Here is a 19,357-nt window from a genome sequence, read left to right as displayed (position 1 = left end):
CGGGGGGCTGCGCGTCCGGCCTGGCACGCCCAGGCACACACCGACGTCGTGTCGCCGCCGCGCCTGGTGCCTGACCAGGAAGAGGCACGAACGCCCGAGCCGTGACGGCTGCCCGCCAGGACCACCCGACCGGGTGAAAGGGACGAGCCCGGGCGACTACCGCGCGGTCCACCCACCGTCCACATACAACGTCGTTCCGGTGACGTACGACGACGCGTCGGCGGCCAGGAAGACCACCGCGCCGGCCAGTTCGCCCGCCTCGCCGATCCGGCCCTGCGGGATCGCCCCGCGGATGACCTCGCCCCAGCGGCTCTGCATCAGTCCGTCCGACAGGTCGGTGGCGAAATACCCCGGCGCCAACGCGTTCACGCGCACGCCGCGCCCCGCCCATTCGACCGCCAGCACGCGCGTCAGGGCCTCGACCCCGCCCTTGCTGGCCGCGTAGGCCGCGATCCGGTCGAAGCCGGTCGCGGCGTGCACCGACGAGACGTTGACGATGCTGCCGCCACCCTGCTCGAGCATCCGGCGTCCGGCGGCCCGGCTGCAGAACCAGGTGCCGTCGAGGTTCACCCGCAGCACCTGCTGCCACTCCTCGTCGGACACCGTCTCGCTGCGCTTGAACGTCGGGCTGATCCCCGCACAGTTGACCAGCACGTCCACCCGGCCGATCCGCTCCACGCACGCCTCGGCGAACCCCGGCTCGGCCACCGAACCGGGCAGCACGATCGTGCCCTCCCCCAGCTCGGCGGCCAGCGACTCCAGATCCGCGCGGGTGCGGGAGGTGACGGCCACGGTGGCCCCGGCGGCGGCGAGCGCGACGGCCATGGCGCGCCCCAGTCCCTTGCCTGCGCCGGTGACCCACGCCGTCCTGCCGGTGAGGTCGAACCCCGTCACGCGATCACCGGCAGCGTGCGCAGGTCGCGTTTGAGCACCTTGCCCGACGGGGTACGCGGCAGCTCGCCGAGGAACCGGACCTCCGCCGGGACCTTGAACTTCGCCAGCCGCTCCCGGCAGAACGCCGTCAGCTCCTCCGCCGTGAGCGCGGAACCCGGCCGCAGCACGACGAACGCCTTGGGCACCTCGCCCCACCGTTCGTGCGGCATGCCGACCACCGCGGCCTCGACGACCTCGGGATGCTCGTACAGCACCCGTTCGACCTCGGGGGTGGCGATGTTCTCGCCGCCGGAGACGATCATGTCCTTCTTGCGGTCCTCCACGTACAGGTAGCCGTCCTCGTCGACGCGGCCGATGTCGCCGGTGTGGAACCAGCCGTCCCGCAAGGCTTTCGCGGTCGCCTCGGCGTCGCGCCAGTACCCGGCGAACACCTTCGGCCCGGACAGCGTGATCTCGCCGAGCTGTCCGGGCGGGACCTCGGCGCCCAGCTCGTCCACGATGCGCACCCGCAGGTGCACCACGGGCCTGCCGACCGAGCCGACCTTCGCGAGCATGTGCTCGGCGTCGTTGAAGGTGTCCCCGGAGACCGTTTCGGTGAGCCCGTAGGCATCGGCGAACCACGCGGACGGGAACGCCGAGCGGATGCGTTCCACGAGCGGGACCGGCATCTTCTCCCCGCCGCCGATGATGAACCGGATGGACGACGTGTCCCGCCGCACCACGTCCGGCTGCTGCAGCAGGGCGTTCATCATCGAGGGCGCGAGCCAGACGTTCGTCGGGCGCTCGCGCTCGATGGTGTCGAGCACCGCCCGCGCGTCGAACTTCCGCAGCAGGACCAGCCCGCCGCCCGCGTGCAGGGTGCCCAGACCGGGCAGGTCCAGGCCGCCGACGTGGTAGAGCGGCCCGCACACGAGCGTCGTGTCGGCGCTGGTGATGCCGAACTCGACGAGGTGGCCGAGGTTCTTGTAGAGCAGGTTGGTGTGGGTGATCCGCACCCCCTTCGGGCGCGACGTGGTGCCGGAGGTGTACATCAGCCGCTGCAGGTCGTCGGGGCCCACCTGCTCGACCGGCACCTCTTCGCCGAGGTGCCGCGAGAGCAGGTCGTCGTACGCGAGCCAGCCGTCGCGTTCGGCACCGAGCAGAAGCTTGTGGCGCACCGGGATTCCCTCGACGGCACCGGCGAACTCGGGCTCGGTGAGGATCGCGGTGGCCTCGGCGTGGGACAGGATGAACTCCCACTCCGACGGCGAGAGCCGGTAGTTCAGCGGCAGGAACGCCGCGCCGACCCGGTTGAGCGCGAAGACCGCCTCGACGAACTCCACGTGGTTGTACAGCAGCAGCGCGACGATGTCGCCGCGCCCGATCCCCAGCTCGCGGAACCCGGCGGCGAGGGCGTTGACCCGGGCGAAGAGCTCGCGGTTCGACAGCCGCCGCTCCCCCTGCGCGAGCACGGTCTTGTCCGGGTAACGGCCGAGGTTGTGGTCGAGGATGCCGGCGAAGTTGAGCATCAGCCCTCCCTCGTGTGGAAGCTGTGCAGCTCGCTGCCCGCCTTGCCCCAGTGGATCGTGCTGATCATGCCGCCGTCGGCCACCAGGTCGGTGCCGGTGACGAACCCGGCGCCCGGGCCGGCGAGGAACGCGACGACGCGTGCGATGTCGTCCGGCTCGCCGATCCGGCCGAGCGGGATGTTGTCCTCGGTCGCCGAGCGGATCACCTCGTTGCCGAGGGTGTCCCGGTTCAGTCCACTGTGGACAACGCCGGGGCTGACCGAGTTGATCCGGATCCCCTGCTCGGCCAGCTCCGCCGCGAGCTGGCGGGTCAGGGCGAGCACCCCGCCCTTCGCCGCGGTGTAGGAGGAGAAGCCGTAGCCGGTGTGCCCGGCGATCGAGGCGATCTGCACGATGGAGCCGCCTCCCGCGGCGGCCATCGCCGGTATCACGTGCCGCAGCAGGATGAAGTACCCGGTGAGGTTGACGTCGAGCACCCGCCGCCACTCCTCGACGCTCGACTCGAGCAGCTTCTTGCGGACGATGATCCCCGCGGCGTTGACCAGCACGCGGGGCTCACCGGGCAGCCGTCCCACGACGTCCGCCACCGCGTGGTCGTCAGTGACGTCCACGGCGAACTCCACCGCCGAGCCGCCACGTTCCTCGACGAGCTTCCGCGTGTCCGCGGTGTCCCGCACGTCGAGCAGCGCCACGGTGAAGCCGTTCTCCGCCAGCCGCAGCGCGCACGCCTGCCCGATGCCGGAGCCCGCGCCCGTGATCACAGCGCAGTCCATGGTCTCTCCTCACCCCATCGCATAGCCGCCGTTGACGTCCACCACGGCGCCGGTCATGTAGCTGGCCGCGGGCGAGGCGAGGAACGCCGCCACCCGCGCGATCTCCTCGGGCCGGGCGAGCCGGCCGAGCGGGCAGTAGTCCGGCCGGTACCCGCGCCCGGCCACCATCTCGGTGTCCACCACGCCGGGCGCGACGCCGTTGGCCGTGATGCCGTGCGCCGCCTCGGTCTTGGCGAGCCATTTGACGACCGCGTGCACGGCGCCCTTGCTGGCCACGTAGTGCGGGCCGGCGAGCACGCCGCCGACCTTCCCGGCGACCGAGCCGATGCACACGACCCGGCCGCCGGCGCGGCGCAGCAACGGCAGCGCGGCGCGGATCGACCACAGGGTGCCCTTGACGTTCACCCCGAGCACCAGGTCCACTTCGGACTCTTCGAGCTCGTCGATGGACACCGTCTCGCCGTAGACCGCCGCCGAGGTCACCAGGACGTCGAGCGCGGGCAGGGCGGCGAACGCCTCGTGCACCGCCGCCCGGTCGGTCACGTCGAGCGTGCGCCCGCACGCCTGCCCGCCCTCGGCCTCGATCGCCGCCACCGTCTCGGCGGGGTCGCGCACGTCCACCACGGTCACCTCGGCGCCGGCCCGCGCCAGCTCGATGGCGATGCGGGCGCCGATGCCGCGGGCGGCGCCGGTGACGACGGCACGTTCGCCGCGCATCCCGGCGGGCCCGCCCGCGTCCAGCGTCCCGGTCACGCCGACGAGCCGTTGCGCTGCTCGTGCGCGGCCAGCTCCTCCATCAGCACCGGGACGCCGAGGGTGCAGGTGTGGATGCCGAGCACGCTCGTCAGCTCCAGCACCTCCATGATCTCCTCCTTCGTCGCCCCGTAGCCCAGCGCGTTGCGGATGTGCTGGCGCAGGCCGGGCTCGTACAGGTGGGTGGTGGAGGCGTCGATCGCGGTGTAGATCAGCTCGCGGATCTTGGGCTCCAGCACGCCCTTGCGCCAGGGCACGGCCGAGAAGTTCAGGTAGGCCTCGAAGAACTCCTGGTCGAGGCTGAGCAGCCCCTCCCAGAACTGGTTCCAGTACCCGCGCTCGCCGACGAACCGCTCCCGCAGCTGCCGCTGCTCCTCGGTCAGCTCCACAGAGGACACTCGATTCTCCTTACTGCGCGGCCAGCTCGGCGCGGCGCTTCTCGGTGGCGGCGAGGTCCACCCGCAGGCCCTCGGGATCGGTGCGCGGGTCGCCGGTGACGACGACGCCGTAGTCGCGGTAGGCGCCTTCGACGGTCACGTACTCGTCGCGGACGTCGTTCTTCACGCGCTCGGGGTCGCGGTCGGTCGGCCTGCCCCAACCGCCGCCGCCGTTGGTGAGATAGCGGAAGACCGCGTGCGGCTTGGTGTGCCACACCGGAGTACTGGCGAAGTAGAAGTACTCGCCGTCCGGGTCCACGCACTTGCTCTCCGGGTCGAGCATCCCGGCGACCGGCGTCGCGCCGGCGTAGACGTCGGCCGAGGTCGCGATGAGGTCCTTGCGGCGCACCACGTCCAGGTAGTCCGAGTGGAAGACCCAGGTGGCGCCCAGGCCGCCGCTGCGGCCGCCGTAGACGCCCACGCCGCTGGCGCTCTTGGTGTGCAGCGGGCTCGACCAGTGCTCGGCCTCGGTCAGGTACAGCGTGTCCTTCATGACGGCCGCGCCGCCGCGGTTCGTGCCCGCGCCACCGCTGTCAGGCACGTACTCCTTGCGCAGCACCACCGCGGGCAGCTCGGACTCGATCGCCTCGGTCGCCGGGTCGAGGTTGTTCGCCTGGTACACCACGGAGTAGCTGTCCGCGTCCCCGGCTTCGGTGGCGCCCCACGGCCCGTGCTCGCCGCCGCACTGGGCGGTGGTGACCCACGGGGTGCCGTCCTCGAGCACACCGTTGGCGTTGTGGATGTTCAGCGACCCGTAGTCGCCGCCGACGGCCTTGCGCCCCAACGCCTTCTCCAGCGCGCGGAACACCGCGAGCAGCACCGGGCCGGTGCTCTCCCAGTACAGGAACACCGCCCCGTCCGGCGGGGTCGCACTGATGAACGTGCCCGCCGGCAGCACGATGTCGATGTCGCGGTAGGCGCCGGAGGTGAACGGTGTCGCCGGGTCGATGAGGAACTTCAGCGCCACGCCGACGGCGGTCTTGGTGTCGAGGATGCCGGCGTTGATGCTGGTGCGCGCCTGCGGCGAGGTGCCGCTGAAGTCCAGCTCCATCCGCGGCCCGGCCTTGGTGATCTTCACCTTGATCCGGTACTCGATGGAGTCGTCGATGCCGTCGCAGTCGATGCCCTCTTCGGCCTCGTACACGCCGTCGGGCAGCTCCGCCAGCGCCGTGCGCATCGCCTCGGCGGAGACGTCGGTGCTGTAGCGGATCGCGCCGAGGTAGGCCTCGATGCCGTAGCGCTCGACGCTCTCGGTGATCAGCTGCTCGCCCAGTAGCAGGTTCGCGTAGATCGTCTTGATGTCGGGCAGCAGCAGCGCGCAGTAGCGGGCGTTGTCGAAGATGAGGTTGAACGCCGACTTGACCGGCTTGTCGTCGCGGTAGAGCAGCGTCGGCGCGATGACCAGGCCGTTCTCGTACACGTTGCGCTTGGTCCCGCTGAACCCGGCGGGCACCACGCCGCCCATGTCCAGCTGGTGTGCGCGCAGCGTGACGAACGAGATCAGCCGCTCACCCTGGAAGACCGGGCGGATGAAGCAGATGTCGTTGACGTGGTTGCCCGCGCGGTAGGGGTCGTTGCAGATCACCACGTCGCCCGGGCGCAGGTTTTCCGGGCCGTACTCCTCGATGGTGTTGCGCACGGCCTCGGACATGGTACCGAGGAACATCGCGAGGCTGTTGCTCACCGAGGACATCGGGTAGTTCTGCTCCGGCGGCCCGGAGATCGTCGCGGCGAAGTCGTACCAGTCGCGCAGGATCAGCGAGAACGCGTTGTTCAGCAGCCCGGTGCACATGTGCTGGACGATGTAGCGCATCCGGCTGGCCAGCACCGATGCGGTGAACCGGTCGGCGCCGTACAGCTCGGCGAACTGGGCGTCGTCGAGGTCTTTCAGCGAAACAGTCATGGTCTTCCCTTCACGCCTTGCGGATGCGCAGCTCGCCGTGCGCCCCGACGTGCGCGGTCTGGCCCGGCACGAGGAACGTCGTGGACAGGGGCTCGCGGATGACGGCGGGACCGGCGATCTCGTCACCGGCACGCAGGTCCGCGCGCTGGTACTCGGCGGCTTCGAGGTCGGTTTCGCTCAGGTGCCGGATGGTCAGCGTGCGGGTGGGCTCGGGGCGTTCGCCCGCGGGCCGCTCGGGCAGCACCGGGTACTCCACCTTGTCGGCGTGCACCACGGCCTGGACCCGGTAGGTCACGCCCTGCACCGGCAGCGCCTCGAACCTGTTGCCCGAGCGCTCGGCGTACGCGTCGTGGAAGTTCGAGACCATCCGCTCGACGGCTTCGGCGGTGATCTCACCGTCGGGCACGGAGATGAACGGGGTCTCCCAGGTCTGCCCGGCGAGCCTGCCGTCGAAGCTGCGGACGAAGGTGACCTTGCCGCGGTCCTTCTCCTTCAGCCGCTCGGACAACCGCTGCTCCATCGACGCGTAGACCTTGTCGATCGACTCGGCGGCCTCGGCGGACAACAGGGTGTACGCGCTGCGGCTGTCGGCGTAGACGAGGTCCGAGCTGACCAGGCCCAGCGCGGAGAACAGGCCGGGGTGCGGTGGCACGATGACCTCCGCGGCGTGCACCAGGTCCAGCACCGCGGGCAGCAGCATCGGGCCCGCCGCGCCGTAGGCGACAAGGCTGTAGTCGCGCGGGTCGACGCCGTGCTGGATCGCGATGTTGACGACGCCTTCGGCGATGTTGTTGATGCCGATGTTGAACGCGTAGGACACCCGCTGCTCGAAGGAGAGCTTCGTGTCGAGCTGTTCGAACGCCTGCCGCGAAAGCTCCGGGTCGAGCTTCATCCGCCCGCCCGCGAACCCGTCCGGGTCGATGATGCCCATCAGCAGGCAGGTGTCGGTGGTGGTCGGCTGGGTGCCGCCGATCCCGTAGCACGCGGGACCCGGGTCCGCGCCGGCGCTGCCGGGGCCGACCTTGAGCTCACCGGCGGGGCTGATCGTGACCAGGCTGCCGCCGCCGGCGCCGATGCTGGAGACCTCGTTGGACAGCGCGTTGACGATCAGGTCGTGTTCCAGCTCGAATGTGGTGTTCACGAACGGGTTGCCGTCGGTGACCATGCTGATGTCGCACGAGGTCCCGCCGACGTCGGCGCACAGGAGGTTGCCGGCGCCGATGACGCCGCCGAAGTGCGCGCTGGACACCGTGCCCGCGGCGGGGCCGGCGAACACGATGCGGAACGGGTGCTCCATCGCCACGTCGGAGCGGACCAGCTGGGCGGCGCAGTCGGCGAAGTTCAGGTCGCCGCCGAAGCCCAGCTCCCGCAGTCCGCTGTCGAGGCGTTCGGTGTACTCGCCGTAGATCAGGCGCATGAACACGTCGATGACGGTGGTGGAGGCGCGCGCGAACTCCTTGGCCAGCGGCGAGACCTCGCTCGAGATCGACACCGGGATCTGGCCGAGCTCCTCGTGCACGAGCTGGCGCAGCCGCTCCTCGTGGTGGTCGTTCACGTACGCGTTGAGCAGGCAGATGGCGACGCCCTCGACCCCGCAGCGGCGCAGCACGGCCAGTTCGGCGCGGGTCTGCTCCTCGTCGAGCGGGATGAGCACGCCGCCGTCGGCGGTGAGCCGTTCGCGGATGCCGCGGCGCAGGTAGCGCGGGACGAGCGGGCGGTTGGCGTCGCCGTAGGAGCGGCGCCACGCCGGGTTGGTGAGCCCTTCGACGGGGCGCCAGGTCCGGCCGACGTCGAGGATGTCGCGGTGGCCGTCGGTGGTCAGGAACGCGATCTTCGGCAGCCGCCGGGTGATGATCGCGTTGAGCCCGTGCGTGCTCGCGTGGTTGAACACCTCGGCGGCGCCGACCCCGATCTCCTCGGCGCCCTTGAGCACGCCGCGTTCGGTGGTGCGCACGTCGGTGGCCACCTTGACGGTCTTGATCTCCCCGTTCTCGATCGCCACCACGTCCGTGAACGTGCCGCCGACGTCTACTCCGATCATCGGTGGTTCTCCTCTCTCAGTAAACGTCGAGGCCGTCTGAGGCCAGCGTGATCGGGCCGAGCAGCTGCCACGGCTCGCGGGCGACCGAAACGAGCGACTTCTGGTGTTTGACGGCGAGGAACCAGCCACCCTCGGACAGCACCGGGTAACGGCGGAAGTCCGCGGCGGTGCTGCCCGGGAAATCCCGGGCGAGATCGACGCCCAGGGCACGCAGCTCGTCCTCGGAGACCTGCTCCCGGGGCACGGAAAGCCCTTGCGGGACAGCGGTTTCTTGATCACTCACGGGCCATCACTCCACTGTGTCGTGCCGGTGGCGAGTTTCGTGTACCAGTCGGTCTACGAAACGGTGACGGGAAGCACTGTAAGACTCGGGGTGGCGAGCTGACAAGCCCGGACCGGGTGAGAAAGGCGCGGACCGAAGTGGACTTTCCTCAGGCGGCTCCCCGCGGGGCCCCCGGTGCGAATAGGCTGCTGTGCCATGCCGAGACCACCGGGACACGGGCCGGGCTACGAGATCAAGCGCCAGGAGATCATCGACCAGGCCGCCGTGCTGTTCGCCCGCCAGGGCTACGCGGCCACGGGCATCGCCGAGATCGGCCAGGTGGCGGGCCTGGCCAAGGGCGCGCTGTACTACTACATCGGCTCGAAGGAGAACCTGCTCGTCGAGATCCAGGACCGGGTGCTGCACCCGCTGCTGAGCGCCGCCCGGCGGATCGCGGCCCTGGAGGAGGAGCCGGTGCTGCGGCTGCGGTTGCTGTCGCAGACGCTGCTGGAGATCATCCTGGCGCGGCTGGACCACATCTGGGTCTACGAGCACGACTACCGCCACCTGCGCGGCGCGAACCGCTCGCGGCTGCTGCGGCAGCGGCGGGAGTTCGAGAAGATCGTCCAGGACCTCCTGATCGCCGCGATGGACACCGGGGCGTTCCGCAAGCTGGACCCGCGGCTGGCGATGCTGCAGTTCCTCAACATGCACAACCACACCTACCAGTGGGCCCGCCCGGACGGCCCCTGGGACGCGGAGTTCCTCTCGCGCGAGTACTGCGCCACGCTCGTTTCCGGCTTCTCGAGCCCCGGCTACGACGCGGACGACCTGGAGGACCGGGTCCGCGAGTTCCGGGACCGGGAGGCGGGTTAGTCCGGCACCCACTCTCAGCCCAGCACCACCTCCCGGACCGCCGCCGCGATGCGCTCGCGGCTCGGCAGCCACTCCCGCTCCAGCGACGGCGCGTACGGCGCGGGCGTCGACGCGGCGCCGACCCGCACGACCGGTGCGTCCAGGCTCCAGAAGCCCTCCCGCGCCGCGATCGCGGCCAGTTCCGCGCCCACGCCGAACGACTCGACCGCCTGGTGCGCGACGACGAGCCGGTTCGTCTTGGCCAGCGAGCGCAGCACGGTCTCCTTGTCCAGCGGCGCGATCGTCCGCAGATCGATCACCTCGACGCTGATCCCGCCGGCCGCGAGCTCCTCGGCCACCTCCAGGCAGTCGTGCACCAGCTTCGAGTACGACACGAGCGTCACGTCCGTGCCCTCGCGGCGGATCGCGGCCTTGCCGAGGGGCACGAGGTGCCCCGGCTCCGGCCGCGGCCCCTTTTTGCCGTACAGCAGGCGGTTCTCGACGAACACCACCGGGTTGGGGTCCCGGATCGCGGCACGCAGCAGGCCGTAGGTGTCCGCCGGGGTGGACGGCATCACCACGGTGAGGCCCGGGATGTGCGCGAGCAGCGCCTCCAGGCTCTGCGAGTGCTGGCTGCCCGAGGACTTCCCCGCGCCGAACTGGGTGCGCACCACCAGCGGCAGGCTCACCGCGCCGCCGGTCATGAACCGCAGCTTCGCCGCCTGGTTCATCAGCTGGTCGAGGCACACGCCCACGAAGTCGAAGTACATCAGCTCGACCACCGGCCGCAGCCCCGCCATCGCCGCGCCCACCCCGGCTCCGATGATCGCGCTCTCCGAGATCGGCGTGTCCCGCACCCGCCCGGGATACTTCTGCGCGAGGCCACGGGTCAGGCCGAACACGTTGCCCCCGGCCCCGACGTCGATGCCCGCCACGAAAACGTCGTCGTCCGCGCCCAGTTCGTGGTCGAGGGCCTCGCGGACGGCGTCCATCGTCCGGAAGATCTCGCCTGCCGGCTCGGGCGGTTCGGGCACCGGCTCCCGTGGCACGCCGACGTAGTGGTGGAGCGTCTCGGGCGCGGGCTCCTCGGCGGCACGCGCCTCCTCGACGGCCTTGTCGATGAGCACGTCGACCTCGCGGTCGATCTCCGCCACCCGTTCGGCGTCGAGCCGTTTCGCCAGCAGCACCAACGGATCCCGGGTCTTCCATTCCGCCAGCTCGGCCGGTTCGCGGTACCGCTCGGGATCGCCTTCGTAGTGCCCGTGCCAGCGGTAGGTCTCGGCCTCCAGCAGCACCGGCCCACCACCCTCGCGCAGCCCGGCGACGAGATCGGTGACGGTCTCGGCGACCGCGACGACGTCGTTCCCATCCACGTGCGCGAAGTCCACTCCGTACCCGCGGGCGCGGTCCGCCAGTGTTGCCCGGTGCTGGTCGGTGGCCGGGGAGAACTCGGCGTAATGGTTGTTCTCGCAGCAGAAGAGCACCGGCAGCCGCCACACCGCCGCGAGGTTCACCGCTTCGTGGAACATGCCCTGCGCGACCGCGCCGTCGCCGAAGAACGCGAGCACCACGCCACCCCGCGCACGCAGCTGGGCGGCGGTGCCCGCGCCGACCGCGATCGGCAGCCCCGCGGCCACGATCCCGTTGGCCCCGAAGATCCCCTTGCGCGGGTCCGCGATGTGCATCGAACCGCCGCGGCCCTGGCAGGTCCCGGTGCGGCGGCCCATCAGCTCGGCGAACATGCCGGTGACGTCGAGCCCCTTGGCGATGCAGTGCCCGTGCCCGCGGTGGGTGGAGGTCACCACGTCGCGCTCGTCCAGCGGGCGGCACGCGCCCACCGCCGAGCCCTCCTGCCCGATCGACAGGTGCAGGAAGCCGGGGATCTCGTTGGTGCGGTAGAGGCGCGACGCCCGGTCCTCGAACTGGCGGATCAGCCGCATCCGCCGGTACATCTCGGTAAGTGCGCCGAGCCCCGTGCCGGTGTCGCTCGCCTGAGTGGAAGTCATCGCGTTCTTGCCCTTGCCTTCCGGGAGTTTCTCCCCGCCCCCTTGACATCGGGCGAGGAACCACGATTCTTGTACCGACTGTTCGAAAAAACAACTCTGACGCGAAGGTGGTCGGCATGCAAGCGCTGCGCTGGCACGGAAGAGGCGATGTGCGGCTGGAGGAGGTTCCCGAGCCGGCGGCGCCGGAACCCGGCCAGGCGGTCGTCGAGGTCGCCTACAGCGGTATCTGCGGCACCGACCTGCACGAGTACCGGCACGGCCCGAACCTCATCCGGACCGGACCCCATCCGCTGACCGGGCACACCCCGCCTGTCACCCTCGGACACGAGTTCAGCGGCCGGGTGGTCGCACTGGGCAGCCCCGTGCCCGGCGTCGACGTGGGCACCCGCGTCGCAGTCGATCCATGCCTGCGCTGCGGGAGCTGCCGCTGGTGCCGGCACGGCGAGTACCACATCTGCGCCAAGGGCGGCTCGGTCGGACTCGCGTCCGACGGCGCGTTCGCCCCGCTGGTCACCGTGCCGGCCGAAGGGCTGGTGCCGATCCCCGACGGGGTCTCCGACGAGCTGGCCGCGCTCGCCGAACCCCTCGCGGTGGGCCTGCACGCGGTGCGGCGCGGGGCCGTCCAGCCGGGCGACAACGTGCTACTGCTGGGCGCCGGGCCGATCGGCGTCGCGGCGTTGATGGCGCTGAAACTGGCCGGGGCGGCGGGGATCTACGTGAGCGAGCCCGCGCCGGAGCGGGCGAAGCGCGCGGCCGAGATGGGCGCGACCGAGGTCTTCGACCCGGCGGAGACGGACGTGCGGCGCGAAGTCTTCCTGCGCACCGGCCGCGTCGGGCCGGACGTCGTGGTCGAGGCGACCGGCCTGCCCGAGCAGGTCGAACTGGCGGTGACGGCGGTGCGCCGCGGTGGGCGCGCCGTCCTCGCCGGGATCAGCGGCGGGGCCGCCTCGCTGCCGCTCACCCAGCTGGTCCCGTTCGAGCGGACGGTGCTCGGCACGCTCGGCTACAACTTCGACATCCCGCGTGTGCTCGAGCTGATCGCGACCGCCCGGCTCGACCCGTCCCCGCTGCTGACGGGCGTGTACCCGCTGCGGCGCGGGCTCGAAGCCTTCGACGAGCTCGGCTCGCGCCACCACCTGAAGATCCTGCTTGCCCCCGAGGAGCGCTGAGATGGATTTCGACCTGCCCGAGGAGACCGTCGCCCTGCAGCGGATGTGCCGGGACTTCGCGGCGAAGGAGATCGCGCCGCACGCGGCCGAATGGTCCGAACGCGAGCACTTCCCCGCCGAGGTGTTCCGCAAGCTCGGCGAGCTGGGGCTGATGGGCATGCTGGTCGACGAGGCCTACGGCGGCGCGAACGCCGGCCTGGTGTCCTATGTGGCCGCCATGGAGGCGCTCGGCGAGGCCGACCAGTCGGTGGCCTCGGCGTGGAACGCGCACTCGACCATCGCGACCCTGCCGCTGGCCCGGTTCGGCACCGAGGAGCAGAAGAAGCGATGGCTGGTGCCGCTCGCCACCGGCGAGAAGCTCGGCGCGTTCGGCCTGACCGAGCCGACCGCCGGCTCGGACGCGGCCGGCATCCGCACCCGCGCCCGGCGCACCGAGGACGGCTGGGTGCTCGACGGCACGAAGATGTTCATCAGCAACGCCGGTACCGAGATCAGCCTCGGGGTCACCGTCCTCGCGGTCACCGGCACCGGTGCGGACGGGAAGAAGCGGTACGGCACGTTCTTCGTGCCCGACGGCACCCCGGGCTACGAGAAGGGGCGGCGGCTGCACAAGCTCGGCTGGCACGCGCTCGACACCCGCGAGCTGGTCTTCACCGGCTGCCACCTGCCCGAGGACCACCTCATCGGCGAGGAGGGCAACGGCCTGCGGCAGTTCCTGGAGGTCCTCGACGCCGGACGGATCAGCGTGGCCGCGCTCTCGCTGTCGCTCGCGCAGGCGGCACTCGACCTCGCCGTGCGCCACGCCGGGGACCGCGAGCAGTTCGGCAGGCCGCTGTCGGGGTTCCAGGCGGTCGGGCACAAGCTCGCCGACATGGCCACCGAGGTGGAGGCCGCGCGCTGGCTGGTCTACCGGGCGGCCTGGCTGGGCGACGAGGGCCGCCCGTTCGGCAAGGCCGCGGCCATGGCGAAGCTCTACGCCTCCGAGGTCGCCAACCGCGCCGCGAGCGCGAGCCTGCAGATCCACGGCGGCTACGGCTACATGCGCGAGTCGGCGATCTCCCGGTTCTACGCCGACGCGAAGATCCTCGAGATCGGCGAGGGCACGAGTGAGGTGCAGCGCAACGTGATCGCGCGCTCGCTGAACGCACGTTAAGTTGTGAGAGGGCTTCCGACGACGAAAGGGCTTGGCCGATGGCGGACGAAGTGCGGGTCGAGGAGCGTGGCCGGATCCTGGTCATCACGATCAACCGGCCGAAGGCGCGCAACGCGATCAACGCGGCGGTCACCGCGAGCGTCGCCGCGGCGCTGGACCTGCTCGACGAGCGCCACGACCTGTCGCTGGGAATCCTGACCGGCGCGGACGGCACGTTCTGCGCGGGCATGGACCTCAAGGCGTTCCTCGCGGGCGAGGTCGTGTCGATCCCGGGCCGGGGTCTCGCCGGGATGACCGAGCGGCCGCCGAAGAAGCCGATGATCGCCGCCGTCGAGGGCTACGCGCTCGCGGGCGGGTGCGAGCTGGCGCTCGCGTGCGACCTCGTGGTCGCGTCGGAGGAGGCCAAGTTCGGCATTCCCGAGGTCAAGCGCGGGCTGGTGGCCGCGGCGGGCGGGCTGTTGCGGCTGCCGCGCCGCATCCCGCCGCAGCTGGCGATGGAGTACGCGCTGACCGGCGACTTCTTCCCCGCCGGCGACGCACACCGTTACGGCCTGGTCAACCACCTCACCAAGCCCGGCGGGGCGCTCGAGGGCGCGTTCGCCCTCGCCGAGCGCATTACCGCCAACGCGCCGCTGGCGATCCAGGCCACCAAGGAGATTATCACCCGCTCCGCGGACTGGCACAGTGACGAAGCTTTCACTCAGCAGCAGGCTGTGGTCCAGCCTGTGTTTCAATCGGCTGACGCCCAGGAAGGCGCCCGTGCCTTCGCGGAGAAACGCGCTCCGGTCTGGCGCGGCGAGTGAAGGAAGCTGATGGCACAGTCTGTTGAAACGGGACCCGACGGTCTCGCGCACCTGCTCGACGTCCTCGATCTGGAGACGATCGAGCTGGACATCTTCCGCAGCCGCTCGACCGGGGAACCCGGTGGGCGGTTGTTCGGCGGCGAGGTGTGCGCGCAGGCCCTGGTCGCCGCCGAGCGGACCGTGCCACCGGAGATGGCGCCGCACTCGCTGCACGCCTACTTCCTGCGGCCCGGGGACACCGGCGCCCGCGTGGTGTTCCGGGTGGACCGGCTGCAGGAGGGCCGCAACTTCCGCCGCCGCAGGGTCACCGCGATCCAGCACGGCGAGCCGATCCTGTGCCTGGAGTCGTCGTTCACCACCGACCGCAGCGGCGCGAACCACCAGGTGAGCCCGCCGGACGCGCCCACGCCCGAGGACTGCGTGCCCTACGGCATCCAGCATCCGCCCGGCTGGCAGGTCAACCCGCACGAGGTGTTCGACGTCCGCCCCGTGACCACCGAGCGCAGCGACTACCAGCGGTTCATCGACGACCTGTGGTTCCGCCCGCGCAGCGGGAAGCTCGACGACAGGGTCAGCGCGGCGGCCGTGCTCACCTACTTCAGCGACCTGACCTTCGTCTCGTCCATCCTGCGCCCGACGATGCGCACCGACATCAAGGCGCTCACCTCGCTGGACCACGTGCTGTGGTTCCACAACGAGGTGCGCTTCGACGACTGGCTCTACTACGCCAAGAGCAGCCCCGCGGTCGGCGACCTGCGGGGGCTCGCTGAGGGCCGGATCTTCCACCGCGACGGCACGCTCATCGCGTCCGCCGCACAGGAGGGCCTGATCCACGCACGCAGGGAGTCCTGAGATGCCGGGGCCGCTGGCGGGCCTGCGGGTGGTGGAGTTGGCGGGGATCGGGCCGGTCCCGCACGCGGCGATGATCCTCGCCGATCTGGGTGCCGACGTGGTCCGGGTCGAACGCCCCACCACAGGATTCGACCCCACCGGCGAACACCCCGACCACCTCCTGCGCAACCGCCGCTCCCTCACCGCCGACCTCAAAACCGACCAAGGCCGCACCCTCGTACTACGCCTCGCCACGAAAGCCGACATCCTGCTCGAAGGATTCCGCCCCGGCGTCGCCGAACGCCTCGGCATCGGCCCCCAACCCTGCCAACACCACAACCCCCGCCTCATCTACGCCCGCATGACCGGCTGGGGCCAAACCGGCCCCCTGGCCCCCCGCGCCGGACACGACATCAACTACATCTCCCTCACCGGCACCCTGCACGCCATCGGCCGACCCGGCCACCGCCCCGTCCCACCCCTCAACCTCATCGGCGACTTCGGCGGCGGCTCCATGTTCCTCCTCACCGGCATCCTCGCCGCCCTCCACGAACGCCACACCTCCGGCCACGGCCAGACCATCGACGCCGCCATCATCGACGGCACCAGCGTCCTCACCCAAATGATGTGGGCCCTCCGCGGCGCCGGCACCTGGAACGACGACCGCGGCACCAACCTCCTCGACGGCGGCGCCCCCTACTACGACACCTACACCTGCGCCGACGGCAAACACATCGCCGTCGGCTGCCTCGAACCCCAGTTCTACACCGCCTTCCTCCACGGCCTCGGCCTCCACAACGAGAACCTCCCCGCCCAACACGACCGCAACGGCTGGCCCACCCTGCGCACCCGCTTCACCACCGTCATCGCCACCAAAACCCGCGACCAATGGACCCACATCTTCGACAACACCGACGCCTGCGTCACCCCCATCCTCACCTTCACCGAAGCACAACAACACCCCCACCTCACCGCCCGCCACACCCTCATCGACATCGACGGCATCACCCAAGCCGCCCCCGCCCCCCGCTTCTCCCGCACCCCCACCACCACCCCCACACCACCCCCAACCCCCGGCACCGACACCCAAGCCGTCCTCGCCGACTGGCAAGCCTGACCGGGAATCGACGGGGAGCCCGAAGCGTTTTGCGTGGAAGATATTGAACGCAGAACTACTTCGAGGAGAGCGCGATGCCCGCCATCACCGCCGACACGCTGACCCTGCCGCGGATCGACAAACCCGACCCGGCCACCGTCGTGCAACGGCCCGTCCGCACGGTGACCACCGCGCCGACCGGCTACGAGGGCGAAGGCTTCCCGGTGCGCCGCGCGTTCGCCGGGGTGTCCTCGGCCGTGCTCGACCCGTTCATCCACATGGACCAGATGGGCGAGGTGGAGTACGCGCCCGGTGAGCCGAAGGGCACGCCGTGGCATCCGCACCGCGGCTTCGAGACCGTGACCTACATGCTCGACGGCGTCATGGAGCACGCCGACTCCCAGGGCGGCGGGGGCGTCATCGCAGGTGGCGACACGCAGTGGATGACCGCGGGCAGCGGGATCCTGCACATCGAGAAGCCGCCGGAGGAGCTGGTGGTCTCGGGCGGGCTGTTCCACGGCGTCCAGCTGTGGGTGAACCTGCCGCGGTCGAGCAAGCTCGCCCCGCCGCGCTACCAGGACATCCGGGCGACCGAGTCGGTACTGCTGTCCTCCCCCGACGGCGGCGCGCTGCTGCGCGTCATCGCCGGTGACCTCGGCGGGCACCGCGGCCCGGGCTCGACCTACACCCCGATCACGCTGATCCACGCCACCGTCAGCCCCGGCGCACGGCTGGAGGTGCCGTGGCGGCCCGACTTCAACGCGCTCGGCTACGTCCTGGCCGGCACCGGCACGGCCGGCGCGGACGGGCGGCCGGTCCACAAGGGACAGCTCGCCGTCTTCGGCGACGGCGGGGCGCTGACCTTCGCCGCGAGCACCAGCAGGCCCGTCGCGGAGCCGAACCTGGAGGTGCTGCTGCTGGGCGGCCTGCCCATCCGCGAGCCGGTCGTGCAGTACGGCCCGTTCGTGATGAACACCCGTGAAGAGGTCGTCCGCGCCTTCGAGGACTACCAGTCCGGACGTTTCGGGGTGATCCCGGCGCAGCACCTGCCGCACACCGACTGACGCTGCGCAGACGGGTTCGCGCCAGCACAATCGGGTACCGACCGACCAGCCGAGAAGCGGGAGGCCCCCATGGCGCGACCCACTGTCGCCGAGCAGTTCGTCCAGGTGCTCGTCCAGGCGGGCGTGTCCCGCATCTACGGGGTGGTGGGCGACAGCCTCAACCCGATCGTGGACGCGATCCGCCGGACCGACGGGATCGACTGGGTGCACGTGCGCAACGAGGAGGCCGGCGCCTTCGCCGCGGCGGCGGAGGCGCAGCTGACCGGGCGGCTGGCGGTGTGCGCGGGCAGCTGCGGGCCCGGCAACACCCACCTGGTGCAGGGCCTCTACGACGCCAACCGCTCGGGCGCGCCCGTGCTGGCGCTCGCGTCGCACATCCCGGCCACCGAGGTGGGCACGTCGTTCTTCCAGGAGACCCATCCGGAGCGGCTGTTCGTCGACTGCAGCGGCTACTGCGAGCAGATCACCCAGCCCGGCCAGATGCCGCGCGTGCTGCGCATCGCGATCCAGCACGCGCTCACCCGCGGCGAGGTGTCGGTGCTGGTGCTGCCCGGCGACGTCGCGCACCTGGAGTCCGAGGCGGCGACCGGTACCGCCTCGTTCGTCACCGAGAAGGCCACCCTCGTCCCGCCACCGTCCCAAGTGGACGCTCTGGCGGACGCGCTGAACCGGGCCGAGAAGGTCACCCTGTTCTGCGGGGCGGGCGTCGCGAACGCCCACGAAGAGGTCATGGAGCTGGCGGGCAGGCTGCACTCGCCGGTCGGGCACTCGTTGCGCGGCAAGGAATGGATCCAGTTCGACAACCCGTACGACGTCGGCATGAGCGGGCTGCTCGGCTACGGCGCGTGCTACCGCGCGATGCACGAGGCCGACGTGTTGCTGTTGCTGGGCACGGACTTCCCCTACGACGGGTTCCTGCCGCAGGCGCACACCATCCAGGTCGACCACGACGCGACCCACCTGGGCCGGCGCACCGCGCTGGACCTCGCGGTGCATGGCGACCTGCGCGAGACGCTGCGCGCGGTGCTGCCGAAGCTGGAGCAGAAGCCCGGCCGCGCGTTCCTCGACGAAATGCTCCGCGACCACGCCCGCTCGCTGGAGACGGTGGTCGACGCCTACACCCGCAACGTCGAGCGGCACGTCCCGATCCACCCCGAGTACGCGGCGGACATGCTCGACGACCTCGCCGCGGACGACGCCGTCTTCACCGTCGACACCGGCATGTGCAACGTCTGGGCGGCGCGGTACCTCACGCCCAACGGCCGCCGCCGGGTCATCGGCTCGTTCCTGCACGGCAGCATGGCGAACGCGCTGCCGCACGCGATCGGCGCGCAGCTGGCGCAGCCGGGCCGCCAGGTCATCTCGATGTCCGGCGACGGCGGGCTCGGCATGCTGATGGGCGAGCTGCTCACCGTGCGGCTGCACCAGCTGCCGGTGAAGATCGTGGTGTTCAACAACTCCTCGCTCGGCATGGTCAAGCTCGAGATGCTCGTCGACGGCCTGCCCGACTTCGAGACCGACCACGACGCGGTGGACTACGCGGCGATCGCCCGGGGCGCCGGGCTGCACGGCATCCGCGTCACCGACCCGGCGAAGGTGCGCGACAGCCTCGCCGAGGCACTCGCGCATCCGGGCCCGGTCCTGGTCGACCTGGTCACCGACCCGAACGCGCTGTCGATCCCGCCGCACATCACCGGCGGCCAGCTCAAGGGGTTCATGCTCGCGGCGAGCAAGGTCGTGCTCACCGGCGGGGTCGGCAAGATGATCGACCTGGCACGGTCGAACCTGCGCAACATCCCCCGGCCCTGA

Annotated in this window: 17 protein-coding genes; 8 read left to right on the top strand and 9 right to left on the bottom strand. The window is 71.0% G+C overall.

Features of this window, described 5'->3' with window-relative positions:
* Window positions 1–156: 156 nt before the first annotated feature.
* Genes LWP59_RS12310 through LWP59_RS12275 form a run of 8 tightly spaced genes read right to left on the bottom strand, consistent with a single transcriptional unit; the run spans window position 157 to window position 8,592 of the window.
* On the bottom strand, window positions 157–894 hold the full coding sequence (locus tag LWP59_RS12310) for an SDR family NAD(P)-dependent oxidoreductase (protein ID WP_144633097.1): 738 nt from the start codon (window positions 892–894) through the stop codon (window positions 157–159).
* Entirely contained in the window at window positions 891–2,402 is a 1,512-nt protein-coding gene (locus tag LWP59_RS12305; RefSeq protein WP_144633095.1) for an acyl-CoA synthetase, read from the bottom strand. The genes LWP59_RS12310 and LWP59_RS12305 overlap by 4 nt, the downstream gene beginning before the upstream one ends.
* Window positions 2,402–3,175 (bottom strand): SDR family NAD(P)-dependent oxidoreductase, encoded by a 774-nt coding sequence (locus LWP59_RS12300; RefSeq protein ID WP_144633093.1) that lies wholly within the window; start codon window positions 3,173–3,175, stop codon window positions 2,402–2,404. Before LWP59_RS12300 ends, LWP59_RS12305 begins: the two co-directional genes overlap by 1 nt.
* Window positions 3,176–3,184: 9 nt before the next feature.
* A complete protein-coding gene (locus LWP59_RS12295; RefSeq protein WP_229857989.1) occupies window positions 3,185–3,928 on the bottom strand; it encodes an SDR family NAD(P)-dependent oxidoreductase in 744 nt (247 codons plus the stop codon).
* Entirely contained in the window at window positions 3,925–4,326 is a 402-nt protein-coding gene (locus LWP59_RS12290) for a carboxymuconolactone decarboxylase family protein (protein WP_144633091.1), read from the bottom strand. The genes LWP59_RS12295 and LWP59_RS12290 overlap by 4 nt, the downstream gene beginning before the upstream one ends.
* Before the next feature lie 10 nt (window positions 4,327–4,336).
* Window positions 4,337–6,268: a hydantoinase B/oxoprolinase family protein gene (locus LWP59_RS12285; protein WP_144633089.1), complete on the bottom strand. Its 1,932-nt coding sequence runs from the start codon at window positions 6,266–6,268 to the stop codon at window positions 4,337–4,339.
* 10 nt (window positions 6,269–6,278) lie between these two features.
* Window positions 6,279–8,309, bottom strand: a complete 2,031-nt coding sequence (locus LWP59_RS12280) for a hydantoinase/oxoprolinase family protein (RefSeq protein ID WP_144633088.1) — start codon at window positions 8,307–8,309, stop codon at window positions 6,279–6,281.
* 16 nt (window positions 8,310–8,325) lie between these two features.
* Window positions 8,326–8,592: a hypothetical protein gene (locus tag LWP59_RS12275; protein WP_229857985.1), complete on the bottom strand. Its 267-nt coding sequence runs from the start codon at window positions 8,590–8,592 to the stop codon at window positions 8,326–8,328.
* A 195-nt stretch (window positions 8,593–8,787) separates the two neighbouring features.
* On the opposite strand from LWP59_RS12275, the gene LWP59_RS12270 reads away from it, so the two are divergent.
* Window positions 8,788–9,447: a TetR/AcrR family transcriptional regulator gene (locus LWP59_RS12270; RefSeq protein WP_144633085.1), complete on the top strand. Its 660-nt coding sequence runs from the start codon at window positions 8,788–8,790 to the stop codon at window positions 9,445–9,447.
* Window positions 9,448–9,461: 14 nt separating this feature from the next.
* On the opposite strand, the gene LWP59_RS12265 is transcribed toward LWP59_RS12270, so the two are convergent.
* A complete protein-coding gene (locus LWP59_RS12265; protein WP_144633083.1) occupies window positions 9,462–11,432 on the bottom strand; it encodes an alpha-ketoacid dehydrogenase subunit alpha/beta in 1,971 nt (656 codons plus the stop codon).
* Between the two features lie 116 nt (window positions 11,433–11,548).
* Here LWP59_RS12265 and LWP59_RS12260 point away from each other — a divergent pair, with 116 nt between their 5' ends.
* From LWP59_RS12260 to LWP59_RS12230, 7 genes are all read left to right on the top strand, one after another.
* A complete protein-coding gene (locus tag LWP59_RS12260) occupies window positions 11,549–12,601 on the top strand; it encodes a 2,3-butanediol dehydrogenase (RefSeq protein WP_144633081.1) in 1,053 nt (350 codons plus the stop codon).
* A 1-nt stretch (window position 12,602) separates the two neighbouring features.
* Window positions 12,603–13,754 carry an acyl-CoA dehydrogenase family protein gene (locus LWP59_RS12255; RefSeq protein WP_144633079.1) on the top strand — a complete coding sequence of 384 codons (1,152 nt, stop codon included), beginning with the start codon at window positions 12,603–12,605 and terminating at the stop codon, window positions 13,752–13,754.
* Window positions 13,755–13,792: 38 nt separating this feature from the next.
* On the top strand, window positions 13,793–14,557 hold the full coding sequence (locus LWP59_RS12250) for a crotonase/enoyl-CoA hydratase family protein (RefSeq protein WP_144633076.1): 765 nt from the start codon (window positions 13,793–13,795) through the stop codon (window positions 14,555–14,557).
* 9 nt (window positions 14,558–14,566) lie between these two features.
* Entirely contained in the window at window positions 14,567–15,409 is an 843-nt protein-coding gene (locus LWP59_RS12245; protein WP_144633074.1) for an acyl-CoA thioesterase, read from the top strand.
* A 1-nt stretch (window position 15,410) separates the two neighbouring features.
* Complete coding sequence (locus LWP59_RS12240; protein WP_233921991.1) at window positions 15,411–16,505, top strand: CaiB/BaiF CoA transferase family protein; 1,095 nt, start codon at window positions 15,411–15,413, stop codon at window positions 16,503–16,505.
* Window positions 16,506–16,579: 74 nt separating this feature from the next.
* Window positions 16,580–17,548: a pirin family protein gene (locus LWP59_RS12235; RefSeq protein ID WP_144642290.1), complete on the top strand. Its 969-nt coding sequence runs from the start codon at window positions 16,580–16,582 to the stop codon at window positions 17,546–17,548.
* A gap of 69 nt (window positions 17,549–17,617) precedes the next feature.
* Window positions 17,618–19,357, top strand: coding sequence for a pyruvate dehydrogenase (locus LWP59_RS12230; protein ID WP_144642291.1), 1,740 nt, complete (start codon window positions 17,618–17,620; stop codon window positions 19,355–19,357).

The organism is Amycolatopsis acidiphila, from assembly GCF_021391495.1.
Taxonomy (GTDB): domain Bacteria; phylum Actinomycetota; class Actinomycetes; order Mycobacteriales; family Pseudonocardiaceae; genus Amycolatopsis_E; species Amycolatopsis_E acidiphila.
This window is presented reverse-complemented; position numbering and strand designations above follow the sequence as displayed.

What these genes read in the sequence shown, in the direction of transcription:
- LWP59_RS12305 (WP_144633095.1), bottom strand. Translation starts at nt 2,402, where the DNA reads ATGCTCAACTTCGCCGGCATCCTCGACCACAACCTCGGCCGTTACCCG.
- LWP59_RS12300 (WP_144633093.1), bottom strand. Translation starts at nt 3,175, where the DNA reads ATGGACTGCGCTGTGATCACGGGCGCGGGCTCCGGCATCGGGCAGGCG.
- LWP59_RS12285 (WP_144633089.1), bottom strand. Translation starts at nt 6,268, where the DNA reads ATGACTGTTTCGCTGAAAGACCTCGACGACGCCCAGTTCGCCGAGCTG.
- LWP59_RS12280 (WP_144633088.1), bottom strand. Translation starts at nt 8,309, where the DNA reads ATGATCGGAGTAGACGTCGGCGGCACGTTCACGGACGTGGTGGCGATC.
- LWP59_RS12270 (WP_144633085.1), top strand. Translation starts at nt 8,788, where the DNA reads ATGCCGAGACCACCGGGACACGGGCCGGGCTACGAGATCAAGCGCCAG.
- LWP59_RS12265 (WP_144633083.1), bottom strand. Translation starts at nt 11,432, where the DNA reads ATGACTTCCACTCAGGCGAGCGACACCGGCACGGGGCTCGGCGCACTT.
- LWP59_RS12260 (WP_144633081.1), top strand. Translation starts at nt 11,549, where the DNA reads ATGCAAGCGCTGCGCTGGCACGGAAGAGGCGATGTGCGGCTGGAGGAG.
- LWP59_RS12255 (WP_144633079.1), top strand. Translation starts at nt 12,603, where the DNA reads ATGGATTTCGACCTGCCCGAGGAGACCGTCGCCCTGCAGCGGATGTGC.
- LWP59_RS12250 (WP_144633076.1), top strand. Translation starts at nt 13,793, where the DNA reads ATGGCGGACGAAGTGCGGGTCGAGGAGCGTGGCCGGATCCTGGTCATC.
- LWP59_RS12245 (WP_144633074.1), top strand. Translation starts at nt 14,567, where the DNA reads ATGGCACAGTCTGTTGAAACGGGACCCGACGGTCTCGCGCACCTGCTC.
- LWP59_RS12240 (WP_233921991.1), top strand. Translation starts at nt 15,411, where the DNA reads ATGCCGGGGCCGCTGGCGGGCCTGCGGGTGGTGGAGTTGGCGGGGATC.
- LWP59_RS12235 (WP_144642290.1), top strand. Translation starts at nt 16,580, where the DNA reads ATGCCCGCCATCACCGCCGACACGCTGACCCTGCCGCGGATCGACAAA.
- LWP59_RS12230 (WP_144642291.1), top strand. Translation starts at nt 17,618, where the DNA reads ATGGCGCGACCCACTGTCGCCGAGCAGTTCGTCCAGGTGCTCGTCCAG.